The organism is Enterobacter sp. E12, from assembly GCF_014596715.2.
Classification (GTDB): Bacteria; Pseudomonadota; Gammaproteobacteria; order Enterobacterales; family Enterobacteriaceae; genus Enterobacter; species Enterobacter bugandensis.
In genome coordinates this window covers 1,869,778-1,886,574 of record NZ_CP115601.1, presented here as the reverse complement: position 1 = coordinate 1,886,574, position 16,797 = coordinate 1,869,778, and the positions used below count along the sequence as shown (strand labels likewise).

At 50.6% G+C, this 16,797-nt stretch carries 15 protein-coding genes and 1 pseudogene; 11 read left to right on the top strand and 5 right to left on the bottom strand.

Features of this window, described 5'->3' with window-relative positions; all coding sequences use genetic code 11:
• The first annotated feature begins 547 nt into the window (after positions 1–547).
• From IB212_RS08930 to IB212_RS08920, 3 genes are all read left to right on the top strand, one after another.
• Positions 548–1,129 carry a BRO family protein gene (locus tag IB212_RS08930; RefSeq protein WP_081752972.1) on the top strand — a complete coding sequence of 194 codons (582 nt, stop codon included), beginning with the start codon at positions 548–550 and terminating at the stop codon, positions 1,127–1,129.
• A gap of 138 nt (positions 1,130–1,267) precedes the next feature.
• The gene (locus tag IB212_RS08925; RefSeq protein ID WP_051486100.1) at positions 1,268–2,518 is read left to right on the top strand and encodes an O-antigen ligase; all 1,251 of its coding nucleotides are present in this window, start codon (positions 1,268–1,270) and stop codon (positions 2,516–2,518) included.
• Positions 2,518–3,270 (top strand): glycosyltransferase family 25 protein, encoded by a 753-nt coding sequence (locus IB212_RS08920; protein ID WP_041910490.1) that lies wholly within the window; start codon positions 2,518–2,520, stop codon positions 3,268–3,270. Before IB212_RS08925 ends, IB212_RS08920 begins: the two co-directional genes overlap by 1 nt.
• Before the next feature lie 49 nt (positions 3,271–3,319).
• On the opposite strand, the gene IB212_RS08915 is transcribed toward IB212_RS08920, so the two are convergent.
• The 4 genes and pseudogenes from IB212_RS08915 to IB212_RS08900 form a co-directional block, all read right to left on the bottom strand.
• A complete protein-coding gene (locus tag IB212_RS08915; RefSeq protein WP_051486102.1) occupies positions 3,320–3,931 on the bottom strand; it encodes a tail fiber assembly protein in 612 nt (203 codons plus the stop codon).
• A complete protein-coding gene (locus IB212_RS08910; RefSeq protein ID WP_051486103.1) occupies positions 3,931–5,244 on the bottom strand; it encodes a hypothetical protein in 1,314 nt (437 codons plus the stop codon). The genes IB212_RS08915 and IB212_RS08910 overlap by 1 nt, the downstream gene beginning before the upstream one ends.
• Positions 5,231–5,818 carry a YmfQ family protein gene (locus IB212_RS08905; RefSeq protein ID WP_041910491.1) on the bottom strand — a complete coding sequence of 196 codons (588 nt, stop codon included), beginning with the start codon at positions 5,816–5,818 and terminating at the stop codon, positions 5,231–5,233. Before IB212_RS08905 ends, IB212_RS08910 begins: the two co-directional genes overlap by 14 nt.
• Positions 5,818–6,669 (bottom strand): annotated as a pseudogene (locus tag IB212_RS08900) (baseplate J/gp47 family protein); the annotation flags it as partial. The pseudogene IB212_RS08900 and the gene IB212_RS08905, both read right to left, overlap by 1 nt.
• A 77-nt stretch (positions 6,670–6,746) precedes the next feature.
• On the opposite strand from IB212_RS08900, the gene IB212_RS08895 reads away from it, so the two are divergent.
• The 4 genes from IB212_RS08895 (at position 6,747) to IB212_RS08880 (ending at position 11,454) form a co-directional block, all read left to right on the top strand.
• The gene (locus tag IB212_RS08895) at positions 6,747–8,033 is read left to right on the top strand and encodes a site-specific integrase (RefSeq protein WP_041910492.1); all 1,287 of its coding nucleotides are present in this window, start codon (positions 6,747–6,749) and stop codon (positions 8,031–8,033) included.
• 73 nt (positions 8,034–8,106) lie between these two features.
• A complete protein-coding gene (phoP, locus tag IB212_RS08890) occupies positions 8,107–8,778 on the top strand; it encodes a two-component system response regulator PhoP (protein ID WP_025911763.1) in 672 nt (223 codons plus the stop codon).
• On the top strand, positions 8,779–10,242 hold the full coding sequence (gene phoQ, locus IB212_RS08885) for a two-component system sensor histidine kinase PhoQ (RefSeq protein WP_041910493.1): 1,464 nt from the start codon (positions 8,779–8,781) through the stop codon (positions 10,240–10,242).
• Between the two features lie 90 nt (positions 10,243–10,332).
• The gene (locus IB212_RS08880; protein WP_188245809.1) at positions 10,333–11,454 is read left to right on the top strand and encodes a cupin domain-containing protein; all 1,122 of its coding nucleotides are present in this window, start codon (positions 10,333–10,335) and stop codon (positions 11,452–11,454) included.
• Between the two features lie 42 nt (positions 11,455–11,496).
• Here IB212_RS08880 and pepT read toward each other — a convergent pair whose 3' ends face one another.
• Entirely contained in the window at positions 11,497–12,720 is a 1,224-nt protein-coding gene (pepT, locus tag IB212_RS08875; protein WP_188245808.1) for a peptidase T, read from the bottom strand.
• A 237-nt stretch (positions 12,721–12,957) separates the two neighbouring features.
• On the opposite strand from pepT, the gene potA reads away from it, so the two are divergent.
• The 4 genes from potA to potD are packed head-to-tail and all read left to right on the top strand — an operon-like array spanning position 12,958 to position 16,766.
• The gene (gene potA / locus IB212_RS08870; protein WP_167401640.1) at positions 12,958–14,106 is read left to right on the top strand and encodes a spermidine/putrescine ABC transporter ATP-binding protein PotA; all 1,149 of its coding nucleotides are present in this window, start codon (positions 12,958–12,960) and stop codon (positions 14,104–14,106) included.
• Positions 14,090–14,947, top strand: a complete 858-nt coding sequence (potB, locus tag IB212_RS08865; protein WP_188245807.1) for a spermidine/putrescine ABC transporter permease PotB — start codon at positions 14,090–14,092, stop codon at positions 14,945–14,947. Before potA ends, potB begins: the two co-directional genes overlap by 17 nt.
• Positions 14,944–15,735 (top strand): spermidine/putrescine ABC transporter permease PotC, encoded by a 792-nt coding sequence (gene potC / locus IB212_RS08860; RefSeq protein ID WP_041910498.1) that lies wholly within the window; start codon positions 14,944–14,946, stop codon positions 15,733–15,735. Before potB ends, potC begins: the two co-directional genes overlap by 4 nt.
• A complete protein-coding gene (gene potD / locus IB212_RS08855) occupies positions 15,732–16,766 on the top strand; it encodes a spermidine/putrescine ABC transporter substrate-binding protein PotD (protein WP_028012743.1) in 1,035 nt (344 codons plus the stop codon). Before potC ends, potD begins: the two co-directional genes overlap by 4 nt.
• Positions 16,767–16,797 lie beyond the last annotated feature (31 nt).

Below are 16,797 nucleotides of genomic sequence, written 5' to 3'. Positions count from 1 at the left end.
AGGGGGTTGCTTTTCCCCGGTTTACTGAATGTTTATCCCCACAGCAACATAATCAGCGTTAGACTGCACAGCAAAAATCACAAACACCACATAAACAATAACTTACTTATCATTCAGTAACTTACGTTAATCATGATGCGGACTTTATCGGACAATAATGGGCATTTTATCGCCCCAGATCATGCCCCCAGCACGATTTTGCCCCCAAATTTGCCCCCAGAATCGACTCTTTTTCGCGGCAATTTTTCACTGCATATTGAGAACTTTTTTAACCACCGTTGACATAATAATGATTTTTTCCCATACTCGCCTTACACCAGCAAAATCTGGTGTCGGGATTGGCGTCCCGGAATCAGCAGAGCGCATAACCGCGCTAAGCGGTTTTTTTATGCGTTGAGCACGGCCACTTTCGAATTATGGTGGGGCGTGCGGGGGCGGAGAAATCCGCGCCGGGTCTTTGCTGCCGGTTACGCCAACCCTGTACGTCTCACCACCTCACTGATTGGCGTCAGTAGTGGTGATAACTTAAGCAGCAAAGGATTATCCCATGAATACTGAGTTAACTTTCCGTAGTCATACTTTCACACCAGCTATCTGCGACAACAAATTCTGGTTAACGTCTTCCCAGATTGCAGAAGCTCTCGAATACTCAAGCACTAAATCAATAACCAACCTATACAACCAAAATGAAGACGAGTTCACACCTGAAATGACTCAGGTCACTGAATCAGTGACCGCAGGAAATTATCGAAAAAAGGTCCGCATCTTCTCCCTTCGCGGAGCCCATCTGATCGCCATGTTCGCCAGAACGCCAGTCGCAAAAGAATTCCGCAGATGGGTATTAGACGTCCTCGATAAAGAGGTTTTGGAGGCAACTCCGCAAGTAAATGAGGTATCTGCTCGACAAAATTACGCAGTAATAACCTACTTCGAAAACGGCTTGCCCGTGGCCTGCCACCCTCTTATGCCTGGTGAAGTAGTTATGAACCCCGATTCATGCCTAGAGCATGTGATTCGCTCCGGCTACGTGGTGATGCCGTGCGATGAAGTAGAAAAATTCACTCTCGGAGAGATACACAAAATGATCACCATAGCACGGCGAGCACGTGATCGGTGGATGCAACCTTAACTACACAGGGCAGCCCGCTATTGCATATAGTCAGGCTGCTCAGTTAGCATAAAATGAGTAAGGGGCTTCTCTAGAATTTGAGACTACTGTTAACAACAACATATCAAGAAGAGTTAATGATCAAAGGATATGCAAAAAATGATTAATTCACAACAAGTGCAGTTCATTAGTAAAGCACTTTACATAACAACATTTACGCTTTTATTGGTGGTACTGCCTTGTGCATTTATCCATGAAAAAACTTCACGCGTAATATTTTATTGGTGCGGGTATTTATCGCTAGCAGGTTTATTACTCAACTTATTCAAAAAAGAAGAGAAAATAAATTGCAACAGGATTACTTTTTCTTTTTTGATGCTATCTGTTCTTTTCTTGGGATGGTCATTGTTATCTGGATTTTTATCAGGAGAAAAATCTTCTGAATTGTTATATACACCAGGAAAAAGATGGCTTATAGCAGCAATAATTTCTCTCTTTATCTTAAACGGTAAGGATAAGCTAAAGAAATTCCCCAGCGCTACGATCATAGTATCAGTGATGACTTTAGCTTTCATTGTTGCAAGCACTTATGGGATCTTGCAAGGAATAAACAGCGATACGCGCATTCTTCTTGGCATTAATAGAGCAACTCTTACGGCATATGCTTTCAGTGCATTTTCATTAGCTTTTTCAGCGATCATAGCAGCTACTATTACAACTAAAAAGAAGTATCTATTTCAATTAATCGTTCTTATAATTTCCACTTATATCATTTTCTTAACTCAAACAAGAGCGGCCATGCTTATCCATCCTTTGCTCGGCTTGCTGTTGCTTCTGTCATGGATGTGGCGAGATAAGTTACTTAATTTCAAGACGCTGATTCTTTCAGTTTTGTCATTATTAGTTGTTGCTTCCTTAAATTCCAAAATAATAATTAATCGTCTCGATTCCACAATGATTGAAATAAGGGAGTACAATCTTGGAAATGACCATACATCTCTGGGAGCCAGATTCAGCATGTGGAAACTTGGAACCATGGCTTTTGCTAAATCCCCTTTTGGACAAAGTGAGACTCATCGAAATAATGAAATAATTAATTTTTTGAAAAATGCTAACGAAAAATCAGAAGCCGCAGGTTATCTAACAGTGCATTTACATAATGAATTTATTCAGTACGCATCAATTTTTGGTATTTTCGGCATACTTGTGTTGTTTGTTTTTTTCTTTATGTTGATTTTTAAAAGTAGCCATCCGGCTATAATTGGGCCAATTGGCATACCTACCTTAGCAGTTTTATTCTATGGTTCCACAGATGTATTGTTGACATCAATAGAATTGATAGTTATTTTTTCCACTACAATTATTCTTGCAAGTATGGCAAGTAATTATTGGCAAGGAGCTTCTAAATAATGAAAATATATATTATTAATCTCGAAGGCGATACTGAGCGAAGGGAATCAATGGAATCCCAAGCAAAGCGTCTAATGCTTGATTACGAGTTAATTCCAGCTGTAAACGGAAAATGTATTCCAGAAAATGTGTTTTCTCTTTTGAAAAGAGAACATAGCTACGCGGTGACTCCTGGGGAAATTGGATGTTCCCTGAGCCATTTGACAGTTTATAAAGCGCTGGATGCTTCCAAAGATGATTGCGCGCTAGTGCTTGAGGATGACATTTTCTTACCTAATGATATTTCTCTTTTCCTTGATGAAATTGAGTTATCAATCCCAAAAAACATTCCATATGTTTATTTGCTTTCTAGAGTTAACCATTACAACAATAAAAGCATTTTAAAATTATCTAACGGACATTCTGTTCATGATGTTTATAATGCAGCCTTTTCTCATGCTTATATTATAAATAAAGCTGCCGCTCGCATTCTTTACAAAAAATTATTCCCTGTTTGGTGCGTAGCCGATCAGTGGCAGACATTTAAAGAATTCGGCTTTATTAATTTACGTGGAGTTATACCTGAATACATCAACACCAATCCAGTTTATGAGAGTGTAACCACCATCGGCAATCGGAATGACGATATAACCATGAAAAAAAAGAATGAAGCATGGAAGGATATTTATTCAAGCCGTTCCTTTAAAATCAAAATAGCTAAAGCTTGCACCCTTCTTTTTCATCGTCCATTTCAGAAAATAATCAAGCAGTGATTTTCCAAGCGCTGATTAAAAATCAGCGCTTCTTAATATATACGTGCAACTATGATGAAGGTGTTATCGGCCAGATTATATTAGATATATGCGATGTATCAACGCGCAATAAAAACACTCGATACTTCCTCCACGCTAATAAAGTATTTTTCTCTTCTTCTGTTGCCATCCCTAAATCAATAGCATCTTTAAGAAGCTCAATTATATTATTTGCATAGGCTAATAACTCCTGTTTTTTGCGTTGAGCTTTTAGCTCATAATCCACTGGTGCAGTGATGATTTTCCCTTTATCAAAGATGAAAGAATCCCCAAACGCATTATTTCCAGCATCAACAAATCTATCTGGTACATTTTCAGGTAAGACTTCCACTACAATCTGATCAATAGGGAATATCGAACTAGCATCATATGAAAAATGAATTATTTTCTTGGTTTCAGGATTGTATGATATTTTTAGAGTCTTTTTGGAGAGCGTCTTTAACCACTGACACCAATCATTTCCATACTCATCCCTTAGAAAGACGACATTCATATCTGGAGCTTTTGCAATGTAATATAATTCAAGTTCACATTGTGAAAACGTAGCGACCTGCTCCGCTGTATAGTTTCCCCAGATTTCTAATGGGTTGTATTTTTTAAACACGCCTGATTGCATTTCCATTAAGATACCCGTGCAGTATACCAGTTGCCGTTGATGTTATATTGAATATATCGAAATTGTACTGCCGTATAGTTTGTCTTTTGCATCACAGCAGTAACTACAGCCCCATCTGGAGCATATGCAAAGTTACCATCATTATTTCCGTTATCTGCCGTTCCAGGTGAAGCTAACCTGACACCACCCTGCAAGAAATTTGCAGAAACCCATGCCGATTGAGCATATGGACTTGTATCAATAACGACCGCCCCTTGCATCCCGTTAACGCTGGTAACAGGAAATGTGGGCATATAGTTTGGGGAGAATGCTCGAACGCCCGGTGTGTCGTACAGGCCCGCCCCCGCCTGAATCAGCCCTACGCTGCTGATATTCCTCCCTGAGTGAATATCATCCCTAGCCTCAAGATAATTTGGGGCAACAACGTTTCCGTTTGATTGAACATCTACTGAAGGTCCCTGCGCTGCGCGAAGATGAAGCACTTTATCATCTGAGGCATAAACGAGCCCCATTTCTGCACCGGAAGCATTAAAAAACCAGAGGTGTTTATTACCTGCACCTCGAATATTTATCGCATTTTGTGAAAGCTCTGTACCTCCATTGACAGCCTTAAGCGCCCCAGGGATGGTAACAGTATTATTATCAGTATCGTATTGCACCGCCCTGAAATACCGCCAGCCGATATTGTTGCCATCATCCTCACGAATGGCGAGGATCAACTTCGAATTCGTGTAACTCACGAACTGGACTAACGGCCGGTTTACCCTTCCCCCCTGAGCGGGGCCGGTAGCACATACGACATCGATATAGTAAAAATCCTGCGTCAGGAATGGCGGGGTGTTGGTACATCCACGGGTATCTATAAACAGTGATTCACCGACGACAAAGGGGTAAGTCGCAAAATCAATCGCGCCGTGATTCGAGTCGGCTGTAAAATTCCCCTTGTAACCAACCGGTACCAGAGCATTATTGTTGCTGTTATCAGCTGTGTTACGTGTTGCCGCCGTTCCAAGCTCCAGATTAGTGCGTGCCAGTGCTTTATCTACCACGTCAGCAAGATTCTGGCTGCGTAAAAGCGCATCCGGCACACGGTCAGTGATGAGCGTAACGATAGCCTGATACAGCTGATCATGTTGCCCTTTATTAAGCACCGCGCCTGATTTCTCGATAGCGTTACAAATTTCTTCCTGAACGGCATCCCACATATCACTGTTCAGATCAGTAGCACGGCGGCCGGTGGCCGGCTCACCATTTGTAAAACCATTTTTGCCCTGACCAAATTTATCGGCCTGAGCCGTGGGTGTATCAATTCGATGCATTGTCTGTTCCTTCCGGGTAAGCAAAAACGACGACGGTATGTGACGGCGCAAGTTTTTCTATAACGCACTCAGCGACCGTGTCGCCCCAGGTTCTGATTGCGGAGTTGCACGCACTGGTGCAGGTCTGCCAGTTAACGTTGGCGTCAGCCGGGATATTCACACGCCAGTAATAGCGCCAGAATTCCCCCCATTCCGGGTTAGGGCTGCTGTCGAGGTTCTGAAACTGTTCGATCGTTGCGGTGGTATAACCCAGCGCGTCCAGCTGGTTACGGTAGAACTGTTCGTTGATACCGCCCGCCACGTTGGCCTTTGCATCCAGACGTTGCTGACGCTGGACCAGCGATTGCACCCCGTCAGGGGTACAGGAGTCCGGCAGGCCGTAGACGGTTTCATAGCGGTCAATCAACTCTGTTGTCTGCGCCGGGTCAATTTCCTTCATCAGCGCATCGGCACGCTGGTGCACGCGCGTAAGCGACGGGGCCAGGCCTTCAATTAACGGGATCTCCCCCTCCCATGCCGGACCCGGCGGAAGCAACCTGTAGAGCAGCTGCTCATATTCATCCTGCATTGCCATCAGCTGCTCACCTCCGTATAGGTTGCCCAGGTGATGGTTCCAACAACGGGCAATTCGGTAGTTCCCAGCGCAACGTCTGCAACCGGCGCACGCAGCTGGTGAGCAACCTCCCCTGTTGCCAGGATTATCGCTTCGCTGATGCGTGACAGGTAAACTTTTCCGTCAGGAACACCGTCGCGCAGCATCAGTGAATTCAGCTCCGCGGATACGGCTGCGCGGATTTCTGCGGTATCTTTCGCCAGCGCGATCGTCATCGGAATTACTTTTTCCGTGGCCGCGAAAACGAAAAGGCCTGCGCCTGCAATGGGTGCCAACGGCAGGATATGGTTACGGACGGCCTGAACCAGGTCATCGCCCGGTGCCGGGTGCGTCGGGTCGCCGGTTGCCACCATGACGCCTACGGTTCCGGTCCCCTTATAGTGTCGGAGAGTCCACGCCCGGGTGATACCCGCAATCTCTTTTGCCCAGATGACATAATCCGGATCAGCACCGCCCTGGGGGATCCAGTAATAGCGTTCCATCACGCGGGCGCGCCAGGTCTCCAGCTCTTCAATGTCATCGCCGCCTGCCACCGTGTCGGCGTACCCCGTTGACGGGATGCCACTAACTGGCGTGCCCAGGCGTAAGGCAATGCCGTCATCGGTGTTTCCTGCAGATCCGGGGTTATCCGCCACCAGCGGCACGCGCAACACGCCACCTGCTGCTTTCACAGTTTGCGTGGTGGTAAAGGTCACCTGATCATCACGCTGGATTTGCGTACCGGCGGGAAGCGTCGGCGTTCCGCTTATTCCATCCCAGCGCACATAGCCCGATGCGGCAACGGCATCCTTACGGGGACAACGCTTCCCGCGGTACCCGGTGGGGAAAGCAAACGCTCTTTGGTCTGGTACAACTTTCCGCTGATTAATAGATTTATTCAGGAAGCATGATGAACTTTCCAACCGGCGTTGAACTTCATAACGGAAAAATCAGGATCTCGTTTACCTATCGCGGCATTCGCTGCCGCGAAGTTCTCCGTGGCTGGGTGGTTAACAACAGCAGCATCAAGAAGGCGGGAAACCTTCGCGCCGTCATCGTAAGTGAGATCCAGTTCGGCCAGTTCGACTATGCGGCGCGCTTCCCTGAGTCAAAGGCCCTTAAAAAATTCTCATCAGCAAAGCGGATCGCGACGTTCAGTGAGCTGAGCGATTTTTTCATCGAGACAAAAGCACTGGAGGTGTCAGGAGCTACTCTGCATTCACTCACATCTGCAGTTAACACCCTGAAGCGTGTAGTGGGAGCAAATACCCCCCTGGCTGATATTCAACACGCCGACATACTGCATTATCGCAAAGAGCCGCTGACGGGCTGCGTGTTAAACCCTTCTATGCCTAACCTGGTTAAAAAGGGGCGCGCGCCCTCAACGGTCAATAAACAGATGGCTGTTTTATCAGAAATGCTGAAGCTTGCGAATCGAAGTCAGTTTATATTACACGCTCCTTATGAGGGCGTATCCAGGCTCAAGCTATCTAAGGCAGACCCCGATCCGCTTCTACTTCATGAGTACCAGGCGCTAATTGCAGCCCTTCCCCGCAAACTGGCTTTGATCATCATCGTTGCCGTGCATACGGGAATGAGGCCCGGCGAAATTTGCGCCCTGGCGTGGGATGACATTGATTTGAAAAAAGGTGAGATTCACATGTCCAGGAGTCTGACAAACAAACGGGTATTTGTGCCGCCGAAAACAGATGCGGGAATCAGAACGATCACGTTGCTCAAGCCCGCGCATGATGCGCTGCTGGAGCAGTACGAAATCACCGGCAACAACCCGCGCCAGCAGATTATTTTTCATCATCGCGAAATCGGCAAGACCGAACAACAAAATCTGCGTTTCGTTTTTTCGCCGGAAAAGAAATCTTCAGTGAATGAGAGTTACTTTTCTAAAAATTCGATTTCGTATGGCTGCCGACAGGGAACTAAACTTTCAGGTATTCGTGAGAGAAACCCTTATCAGTCCCGGCACACTTACGCCTGCTGGACGCTTATGGCCGGCGCGAACCCATCCTTTATCGCCAGCCAGATGGGCCATGAGGATGCGCGTATGGTGTATGAGGTTTATTCGAAGTGGATTGGCGATATGAACCAGGATCAGGTCAACATGCTGAACAATCAGATGCCGACAGCTTTGCCCCCAGGACGCCCCCAAGGCATAGGGAGCATGAAAAAAGTCATTTAATTTCATAGCGCTGGTTTCAAACTCCATAATCAGCGTTAAACTATTCATACTATTTATTCTGGGAGAAAAGATGATGCGCGTACTGGTTGTTGAGGATAACGCATTGCTACGCCACCACCTGAAGGTTCAGCTTCAGGAGATGGGACATCAGGTGGATGATGCGGAAGATGCAAAAGAAGCCGATTATTATCTCAATGAACACCTGCCGGACATCGCCATTGTCGATTTAGGCCTGCCTGATGAAGACGGCCTGTCGTTAATTCGTCGCTGGCGCAGCCATGACGTTTCCCTGCCGGTTCTGGTTCTCACCGCCCGCGAAGGCTGGCAGGACAAAGTTGAAGTGCTCAGCGCCGGTGCGGATGATTACGTCACCAAACCGTTTCACATTGAAGAAGTGGCGGCGCGCATGCAGGCGCTGTTACGCCGCAACAGCGGGCTGGCTTCACAGGTTATCTCCATTCCGCCTTTCCAGGTGGATCTCTCCCGTCGCGAGCTGTCGATTAACGATGAAGTGATCAAGCTCACCGCGTTCGAATACACCATTATGGAAACGCTGATCCGTAACAGCGGAAAAGTAGTGAGCAAAGACTCCTTAATGCTCCAGCTCTACCCTGACGCTGAGCTGCGCGAGAGTCACACCATAGACGTGCTGATGGGCCGTTTGCGTAAGAAAATTCAGGCGCAGTATCCGCAGGACGTGATTACGACCGTCCGCGGCCAGGGCTACCTGTTCGAATTACGCTAAATGAGACGGATTTTGCGCCACATTCTGCCCCTCTCGCTGCGGGTTCGTTTTTTACTGGCAACGGCCGCGGTGGTGCTGGTGCTGTCGCTCTCCTACGGTCTGGTCGCCCTGGTGGGCTACAGCGTCAGCTTCGATAAAACGACCTTTCGACTGTTACGCGGCGAAAGTAATCTTTTTTATACCCTGGCCAAATGGGAAGACAACCACATCACCGTTGAAATGCCGGAGAACCTGGATCAACAGAGTCCTACTTTAGCCCTGATTTACAATGAAAAGGGAAAGTTGCTTTGGGCGCAACGCGATATTCCGTGGCTGGCGAAAAGCATTCGTCCGGAGTGGCTCAAAACCAACGGGTTTCATGAGATAGAAGCCGATCTCAATACCACCAGCACGCTGATTCGCGAAGATCGCTCGATGCAACAAAAGCTCAATGAAATCCGGGCTGACGATGCCGAGACGGAAATGACGCACTCGGTGGCGATCAATATCTACCCGGCGACCATGAACATGCCGCAGTTAACCATTGTGGTGATCGACACCATTCCGGTTGAGCTAAAACGTTCCTATAAGGTCTGGGGCTGGTTCGTTTATGTTCTGGCCGCAAACCTGCTGCTGGTGATCCCGCTGCTTTGGGTGGCGGCGTGGTGGAGCTTGCGCCCTATTGAGTCCCTGGCGCGAGAGGTGCGCGAGCTTGAGGAACATCATCGTGAAAAGCTCAATCCGGAAACCACCCGTGAGCTGACCAGTCTGGTGCGTAACCTCAATCGCCTGCTGAAAAGCGAGCGTGAACGCTATGATAAGTACCGTACGACCCTGACCGACCTCACCCACAGCCTGAAAACGCCGCTGGCCGTAATGCAAAGCACCCTGCGTTCCATGCGCAGCTCAAGGCTGAGCGTCGACGATGCCGAGCCGGTGATGCTGGAACAAATCAGCCGAATCTCGCAGCAAATTGGCTACTATCTGCACCGCGCCAGCATGCGTTCCGGCAGCGCGCTCCTGAGCCGCGAGCTGCACCCGGTGGCCCCGCTGCTGGATAATCTCACGTCCGCCCTTAACAAGGTGTATCAGCGTAAAGGGGTCAACATCAGTCTCGATATTTCGCCTGAGATTAGCTTTGTAGGCGAAAAAAATGACTTTATGGAAGTGATGGGGAACCTGCTGGATAACGCCTGTAAATACTGCCTGGAGTTTGTTGAAGTATCGGCGCGCCAGACGGATAACGAGTTACACATTATCGTTGAGGATGATGGCCCCGGGATCCCGCTTAATAAACGTGATGTGGTGTTCGATCGCGGTCAGCGAGCGGATACGCTGCGCCCCGGTCAGGGCGTGGGTTTAGCCGTCGCCCGCGAGATTGTCGACCAGTATGACGGAAAAATCGAAACCAGCGAAAGCTTGCTCGGCGGGGCCAGAATGGAAGTGATTTTTGGTCGTCAGCAGCCCACATCGGACGATAGTTAACCCGTTATGTGAAAAATGCGAGGATCTCGCAGCCGGGGGGCTGAGCTTCCGTTATAATCCGAGTCAGTAAGAGCCTGCGGATAAAAAAATATGGATTATCATTTAACACTTAACTGGCCCAAGTTTATTGAACGTTACTGGCAAAAGCGCCCGGTGGTTCTGAAACGCGGGTTCAGCAACTTTGTCGACCCTATCTCACCTGACGAGCTGGCCGGTCTGGCCATGGAAAACGAAGTCGACAGCCGTCTGGTCAGCCACCAGGACGGGAAATGGCAGGTCAGCCACGGTCCTTTCGAAAGCTACGATCATCTCGGCGAAAGCAACTGGTCGCTGCTGGTGCAGGCGGTTAACCACTGGCACGAGCCGACTGCCGCGCTAATGCGCCCGTTCCGCGCCCTGCCCGACTGGCGAATGGACGATCTGATGATCTCCTTCTCCGTACCTGGCGGCGGCGTGGGTCCGCATCTGGACCAGTACGACGTGTTTATCATTCAGGGCACGGGCCGCCGCCGCTGGCGCGTGGGCGAAAAAGTGCCGATGAAGCAGCACTGCCCGCACCCGGATCTGCTTCAGGTGGATCCGTTCGAAGGCATTATCGACGAAGAGCTGGAGCCAGGCGATATTCTCTACATTCCGCCAGGATTCCCTCACGAAGGTTACTCCCTGGAGAACTCGCTGAACTACTCTGTCGGGTTCCGCGCGCCGAGCGGCCGCGAGATGATCAGCGGCTTTGCCGACTATGTCCTGCAGCGCGAGCTGGGAAGCTATCGCTACAGCGATCCGGATGTGCCTGCGCGCGAGCATCCGGCAGACATCGTGCCAGAAGAGCTGGATAAGCTGCGCGGCATGATGCTGGATCTGATCAACGAGCCGGAACATTTCAGGCAGTGGTTTGGCGAATTTATCAGCCAGTCACGCCACGAGCTGGACGTTGCACCGCCGGAGCCGCCGTATCAGGCAGATGAGATCTATGATGCGCTGCAGCAGGGTGACAAGCTGGTTCGTCTGGGAGGATTACGCGTGCTGCGCATTGGTGAAGAGGTCTTCGTCAACGGTGAGAAGCTCGACTCTCCGCACCGCCCGGCGCTGGAAGCCATTGCCAGCCATATGGTACTGACTGCAGAAACCTTTGGCGACGCGCTGGAAGACCCATCCTTCCTCGCGATGCTGGCCGCGCTGGTCAACAGCGGGCACTGGTTCTTTGAGGACTGAGTTGTGACAATGCCCGGTGGCGCAGCGCCACCGGGCATTTTTTTAGCGTTTAGCGGTTAACTCGGCTATGCGCACTATCACCTTCACCGCCTTCTCCATCCCTTCCAGCGTCACAAACTCATGCTTGCCGTGGTAGTTATAGCCCCCGGTAAACAGGTTTGGGCACGGTAGCCCCATAAACGACAGCTGCGAGCCGTCAGTACCGCCGCGAATCGGTTTTAAGACCGGTTCAATATCGCAGTCTCGCATCGCCTGCTGGGCGATATCCAGAATGTGCGGATGGGCCATCACCTTGTCGCGCATATTGTAATAGCTGTCTTCAATGATCAGCTCAATATAGCAGTCAGGATGCAATCCCTTCCCAACCTTCTTGGCGATCTCCATCATTTTGCGCTTGCGCGCCTCAAAAGCTTTACGGTCAAAATCGCGGATGATGTAGTGCATCTGCGCGCTGTCCACGGTGCCTTTGATGCTGGTGAGGTGATAAAAGCCCTCGTACCCCTCTGTCTGTTCAGGGCTCTCTTCCGCCGGGACTTCCGCATGAATACGCGACGCCAGCGACAGCGCGTTCACCATCACCCCTTTGGCAGACCCGGGATGAACGTTGTTTCCGACAATTTTTATGGTCACCGACGCCGCGTTGAAGTTTTCATACTCCAGCTCGCCCACGCCACCGCCGTCGACGGTATACGCCCACTGCGCGTTAAAAGCGTCCACGTCGAAGTGCTTCGCGCCCTTACCAACCTCTTCATCTGGGGTAAAAGCAACGCGGATGTCCCCGTGCGGGATGTTTTTACATTTCAGCACCGCCAGCGCCGTCATGATTTCCGCGATGCCCGCCTTGTCATCCGCCCCCAGCAGCGTTTTGCCGTCGGTGGTGATCAGCGTCTGGCCGAGCAGCTGGTGCAGCACCGGGAACATCACCGGAGAGAGCACTTCGTCGCCAATCCCCAGCGCGATATCACCGCCGCGGTAGTTTTCCACGATCTGCGGGTTCACGTGTTTGCCGCTAAAATCAGGTGAGGTATCGACATGAGAAATAAAGCCAATCGCCGGAATATCACCCGGCACATTCGCCGGCAGCGTTCCCATCACAGTGCCTTTTTCGCTTAACGTGACGTTGACCAGCCCCATGGCCTCAAGCTGCTCTTTAAGCAGGTTTAACAACTTCCACTGGCCTTCGGTGCTTGGCACCTGGCGGACACCCGGCTTAGATTGGGTATCCAGCGAAACATACTGTAAAAAACGCTCAAGTAATTTATCCATGCAGTCACCCTCACTTTTTGTGACAACATTATCAGTAAGCATCAAAACGCAAATATTGCGTCAGGTCACTTTTATCCCGCAAACGAGAACTTTTTACGTTTATATCTTTATGCGTTAATAAATGTAGCTTATGAATCAGTAACAAGGATTGGCGATTACGGGGGATTGCCGTAGAATGTCCGCCCTCATTACGAGTCACCAAGGTGGTTACACACAAACCCCGCTTCAGTCTGCTGCCTGAGGCGTCTATATGGGACAGCGCAAAAATTGAATACACAATCCCGTTCTCGTTCACCGCTGGTGCAACTGGAACGAATTCGTAAAAGCTTTGATGGCAAAGACGTCATTTCCGACCTCAACCTGACCATCAATGATGGTGAGTTTCTTACGCTGCTTGGCCCTTCCGGCTGCGGCAAAACCACCGTACTGCGCCTTATCGCCGGGCTGGAAAGCGTAGATAATGGCCGCATCCATCTTGAGAACCAGGACATAACTCAGGTTCCTGCCGAAGATCGCCACGTCAATACCGTTTTTCAGAGCTACGCCCTGTTCCCGCACATGACCGTGTTTGAGAACGTGGCGTTTGGCCTGCGGATGCAAAAAACCCCGGCTAATGAGATCGAACCGCGCGTCACCGAAGCCCTGCGCATGGTTCAGCTGGAGACGTTTGCCCAGCGAAAGCCCCACCAGCTCTCCGGCGGTCAGCAGCAGCGCGTGGCCATTGCCCGCGCGGTCGTCAATAAACCGCGCCTGCTTCTGCTGGATGAATCCCTCTCCGCGCTGGATTACAAGCTGCGCAAGCAGATGCAGAACGAGTTGAAAGCGCTACAGCGCAAGCTCGGTATCACCTTTGTCTTCGTCACCCACGATCAGGAAGAGGCGCTGACCATGTCAGACCGTATCGTGGTAATGCGTGACGGTAAGATTGAACAGGACGGTACGCCGCGTGAAATTTACGAAGAGCCGAAAAACCTGTTTGTCGCCAGCTTTATTGGCGAGATCAATATCTTCAACGCCACCGTGCTTGAGCGTCTGGATGCACAGCGCGTTCGCGCGAACGTCGAGGGACGCGACTGCATTATCACCGTGAACTTTGCCGTCGAGAAAGGACAAAAACTCAACGTCCTGCTGCGCCCGGAAGATCTCCGCGTTGATGAGATCCACGACACGGCCGACGTCGAAGGTCTGATCGGTTACGTTCGCGAACGTAACTATAAAGGGATGACCCTCGAGTCCGTTGTGGAACTGGAGAACGGCAAAATGGTGATGGTCAGCGAATTCTTTAACGAGGACGATCCTGACTTTGACCACTCTCTTGACCAGAAAATGGTTATCAACTGGGTAGAAAGCTGGGAGGTTGTGCTGGCTGATGAAGAACACAAGTAAGTTCCAGAAGGTGGTCATTGCCACTATCGTCGGTTGGCTTGTGTTATTTGTCTTTTTACCCAACCTGATGATCATCGCCACCAGCTTCCTGACCCGCGACGATGTAAACTTCGTTTCGCTGGTCTTTACGCTGGACAACTACGCGCGCCTGCTCGATCCGCTCTATTTCGACGTGCTGCTGCACTCGCTCAATATGGCGCTGATTGCCACCGTGGCCTGCCTGCTGCTGGGGTACCCTTTCGCATGGTTCCTGGCGGGACTGCCGCAAAAGGTGCGCCCGCTGCTGCTGTTTCTGCTGATTGTGCCGTTCTGGACCAACTCGCTGATTCGCATCTACGGGCTGAAAATCTTCCTCAGCACCAAAGGCTACCTCAACGCGTTTCTGCTGTGGCTGGGCGTGATTGATACGCCAGTGCGCATCATGTTTACCCCAGGTGCGGTAATCATTGGCCTGGTCTATATCCTGCTGCCGTTTATGGTGATGCCGCTCTACTCCAGCATTGAGAAGCTCGATAAACCGCTGCTGGAAGCGGCAAAAGATCTGGGGGCCAGCAAGCTGCAGACCTTTATCCGCATTATCATTCCGCTGACCATGCCCGGTATTATTGCGGGCTGTCTGCTGGTGATGCTCCCGGCGATGGGCCTGTTCTACGTTTCTGACCTGATGGGCGGGGCGAAAAACCTGCTGATTGGGAACGTGATCAAGAGTCAGTTCCTGAACATCCGCGACTGGCCGTTCGGCTCCGCGACCAGCATTACGCTCACGGTGGTGATGGGGCTGATGCTGCTGGTCTACTGGCGCGCTTCTCGCCTGCTCAACAGGAAGGTGGAACTCGAATGATCGGTCGACTGCTTCGCGGCGGTTTTATGACCGCCATTTACGCTTACCTTTATATCCCGATTATCATTTTGATCGTGAACTCGTTTAACAGCTCGCGGTTCGGGATCAGCTGGCAGGGGTTTACCACCAACTGGTACAGCCTGCTGATGAACAATGACAGCCTGCTGCAGGCCGCACAGCACTCGCTGACGATGGCGATCGTCTCCGCCACCTTCGCCACGCTGATTGGCTCGCTGACCGCCGTGGCGCTGTATCGCTACCGTTTTCGCGGCAAGCCGTTCGTCAGCGGCATGCTGTTTGTAGTGATGATGTCGCCGGACATCGTGATGGCGATTTCGCTGCTGGTGCTGTTTATGCTGCTGGGCGTACAGCTTGGTTTCTGGTCACTGCTGTTTTCCCATATCACCTTCTGCCTGCCGTTTGTGGTGGTCACCGTCTACGCGCGTCTGAAAGGGTTCGACGTGCGCATGCTGGAAGCGGCGAAAGATCTGGGTGCGAGCGAGATGATCATCCTGCGCAAAATCATCCTGCCGCTGGCGATGCCTGCCGTCGCCGCCGGATGGCTGCTCAGCTTTACCCTGTCGATGGATGACGTCGTGGTTTCCTCCTTCGTGACCGGGCCGAGCTACGAAATTCTGCCGTTGAAGATCTATTCGATGGTAAAAGTTGGCGTCTCACCGGAGGTGAACGCGCTGGCAACCATACTGCTGCTGTTTTCGCTGGTTCTGGTGATCGCCAGCCAGGTTATTGCTCGTGATAAAACAAAATCTCAGGGGACAATGAAATGAAAAAAATGCTCGCCGCTGCGGCGCTGGTGCTTGGCATGGGTGCCGCGCACGCTGATGACAGCAAAACGCTCTACTTCTACAACTGGACGGAATACGTGCCGCCGGGCCTGCTGGAGCAGTTCACCAAAGAGACGGGCATCAAGGTTATCTATTCGACCTATGAGTCGAATGAAACCATGTATGCCAAGCTCAAAACCTACAAGGACGGCGCCTACGATCTGGTGGTTCCTTCCACCTACTTTGTCGACAAAATGCGCAAAGAGGGCATGATCCAGAAGATCGACAAAACGAAGCTAACTAATTTTTCAAACCTCGATCCTGAGATGCTCAACAAGCCGTTCGACCCGAATAACGACTACTCCATTCCGTATATCTGGGGGGCGACGGCGATTGGCGTGAACAGCGAGGCAATCGATCCGAAAACGGTCACCGGCTGGGCCGATCTGTGGAAACCGGAATACAAAGGCAGCCTGCTGTTAACCGACGACGCGCGTGAAGTGTTCCAGATCGCGCTGCGTAAACTTGGCTATTCCGGTAACACCACCGATCCGAAAGAGATCGACGCGGCTTACAACGAGCTGAAAAAGCTGATGCCTAACGTGGCGGCATTCAACTCTGATAACCCGGCAAACCCGTATATGGAAGGCGAAGTAAACCTGGGGATGGTGTGGAACGGCTCTGCGTATGTTGCCCGTCAGGCCGGGACGCCGCTGGAGGTGGTCTGGCCGAAGGAAGGCGGGATCTTCTGGATGGATAGCCTCGCGATCCCAGCCAACGCGAAGAACGTGGACGGTGCGCTGAAGCTGATTAATTTCCTGCTGCGTCCGGACGTGGCGAAACAGGTTGCTGAGACGATTGGCTACCCGACGCCAAACCTGGCCGCCCGCAAGCTGCTGAAGCCTGACGTGGCTAACGATAAGTCACTCTATCCGGATGCCGAAACCATCAGCAAAGGAGAATGGCAGAACGATGTAGGCGACGCGAGCCGCCTTTACGAAGAGTATTATCAGAAGTTAAAAGCAGGTCGTTAATGCAATACATAACGGGCGACGCAACGTCGCC

Excerpts from the sequence above, each read along its gene's own strand:
- IB212_RS08930 (WP_081752972.1), top strand. The coding sequence starts at position 548 with ATGAATACTGAGTTAACTTTCCGTAGTCATACTTTCACACCAGCTATC.
- IB212_RS08925 (WP_051486100.1), top strand. The coding sequence starts at position 1,268 with ATGATTAATTCACAACAAGTGCAGTTCATTAGTAAAGCACTTTACATA.
- IB212_RS08920 (WP_041910490.1), top strand. The coding sequence starts at position 2,518 with ATGAAAATATATATTATTAATCTCGAAGGCGATACTGAGCGAAGGGAA.
- IB212_RS08915 (WP_051486102.1), bottom strand. The coding sequence starts at position 3,931 with ATGGAAATGCAATCAGGCGTGTTTAAAAAATACAACCCATTAGAAATC.
- IB212_RS08910 (WP_051486103.1), bottom strand. The coding sequence starts at position 5,244 with ATGCATCGAATTGATACACCCACGGCTCAGGCCGATAAATTTGGTCAG.
- IB212_RS08905 (WP_041910491.1), bottom strand. The coding sequence starts at position 5,818 with ATGGCAATGCAGGATGAATATGAGCAGCTGCTCTACAGGTTGCTTCCG.
- IB212_RS08895 (WP_041910492.1), top strand. The coding sequence starts at position 6,747 with ATGAACTTTCCAACCGGCGTTGAACTTCATAACGGAAAAATCAGGATC.
- phoP (WP_025911763.1), top strand. The coding sequence starts at position 8,107 with ATGCGCGTACTGGTTGTTGAGGATAACGCATTGCTACGCCACCACCTG.
- phoQ (WP_041910493.1), top strand. The coding sequence starts at position 8,779 with ATGAGACGGATTTTGCGCCACATTCTGCCCCTCTCGCTGCGGGTTCGT.
- IB212_RS08880 (WP_188245809.1), top strand. The coding sequence starts at position 10,333 with ATGGATTATCATTTAACACTTAACTGGCCCAAGTTTATTGAACGTTAC.
- pepT (WP_188245808.1), bottom strand. The coding sequence starts at position 12,720 with ATGGATAAATTACTTGAGCGTTTTTTACAGTATGTTTCGCTGGATACC.
- potB (WP_188245807.1), top strand. The coding sequence starts at position 14,090 with ATGAAGAACACAAGTAAGTTCCAGAAGGTGGTCATTGCCACTATCGTC.
- potC (WP_041910498.1), top strand. The coding sequence starts at position 14,944 with ATGATCGGTCGACTGCTTCGCGGCGGTTTTATGACCGCCATTTACGCT.
- potD (WP_028012743.1), top strand. The coding sequence starts at position 15,732 with ATGAAAAAAATGCTCGCCGCTGCGGCGCTGGTGCTTGGCATGGGTGCC.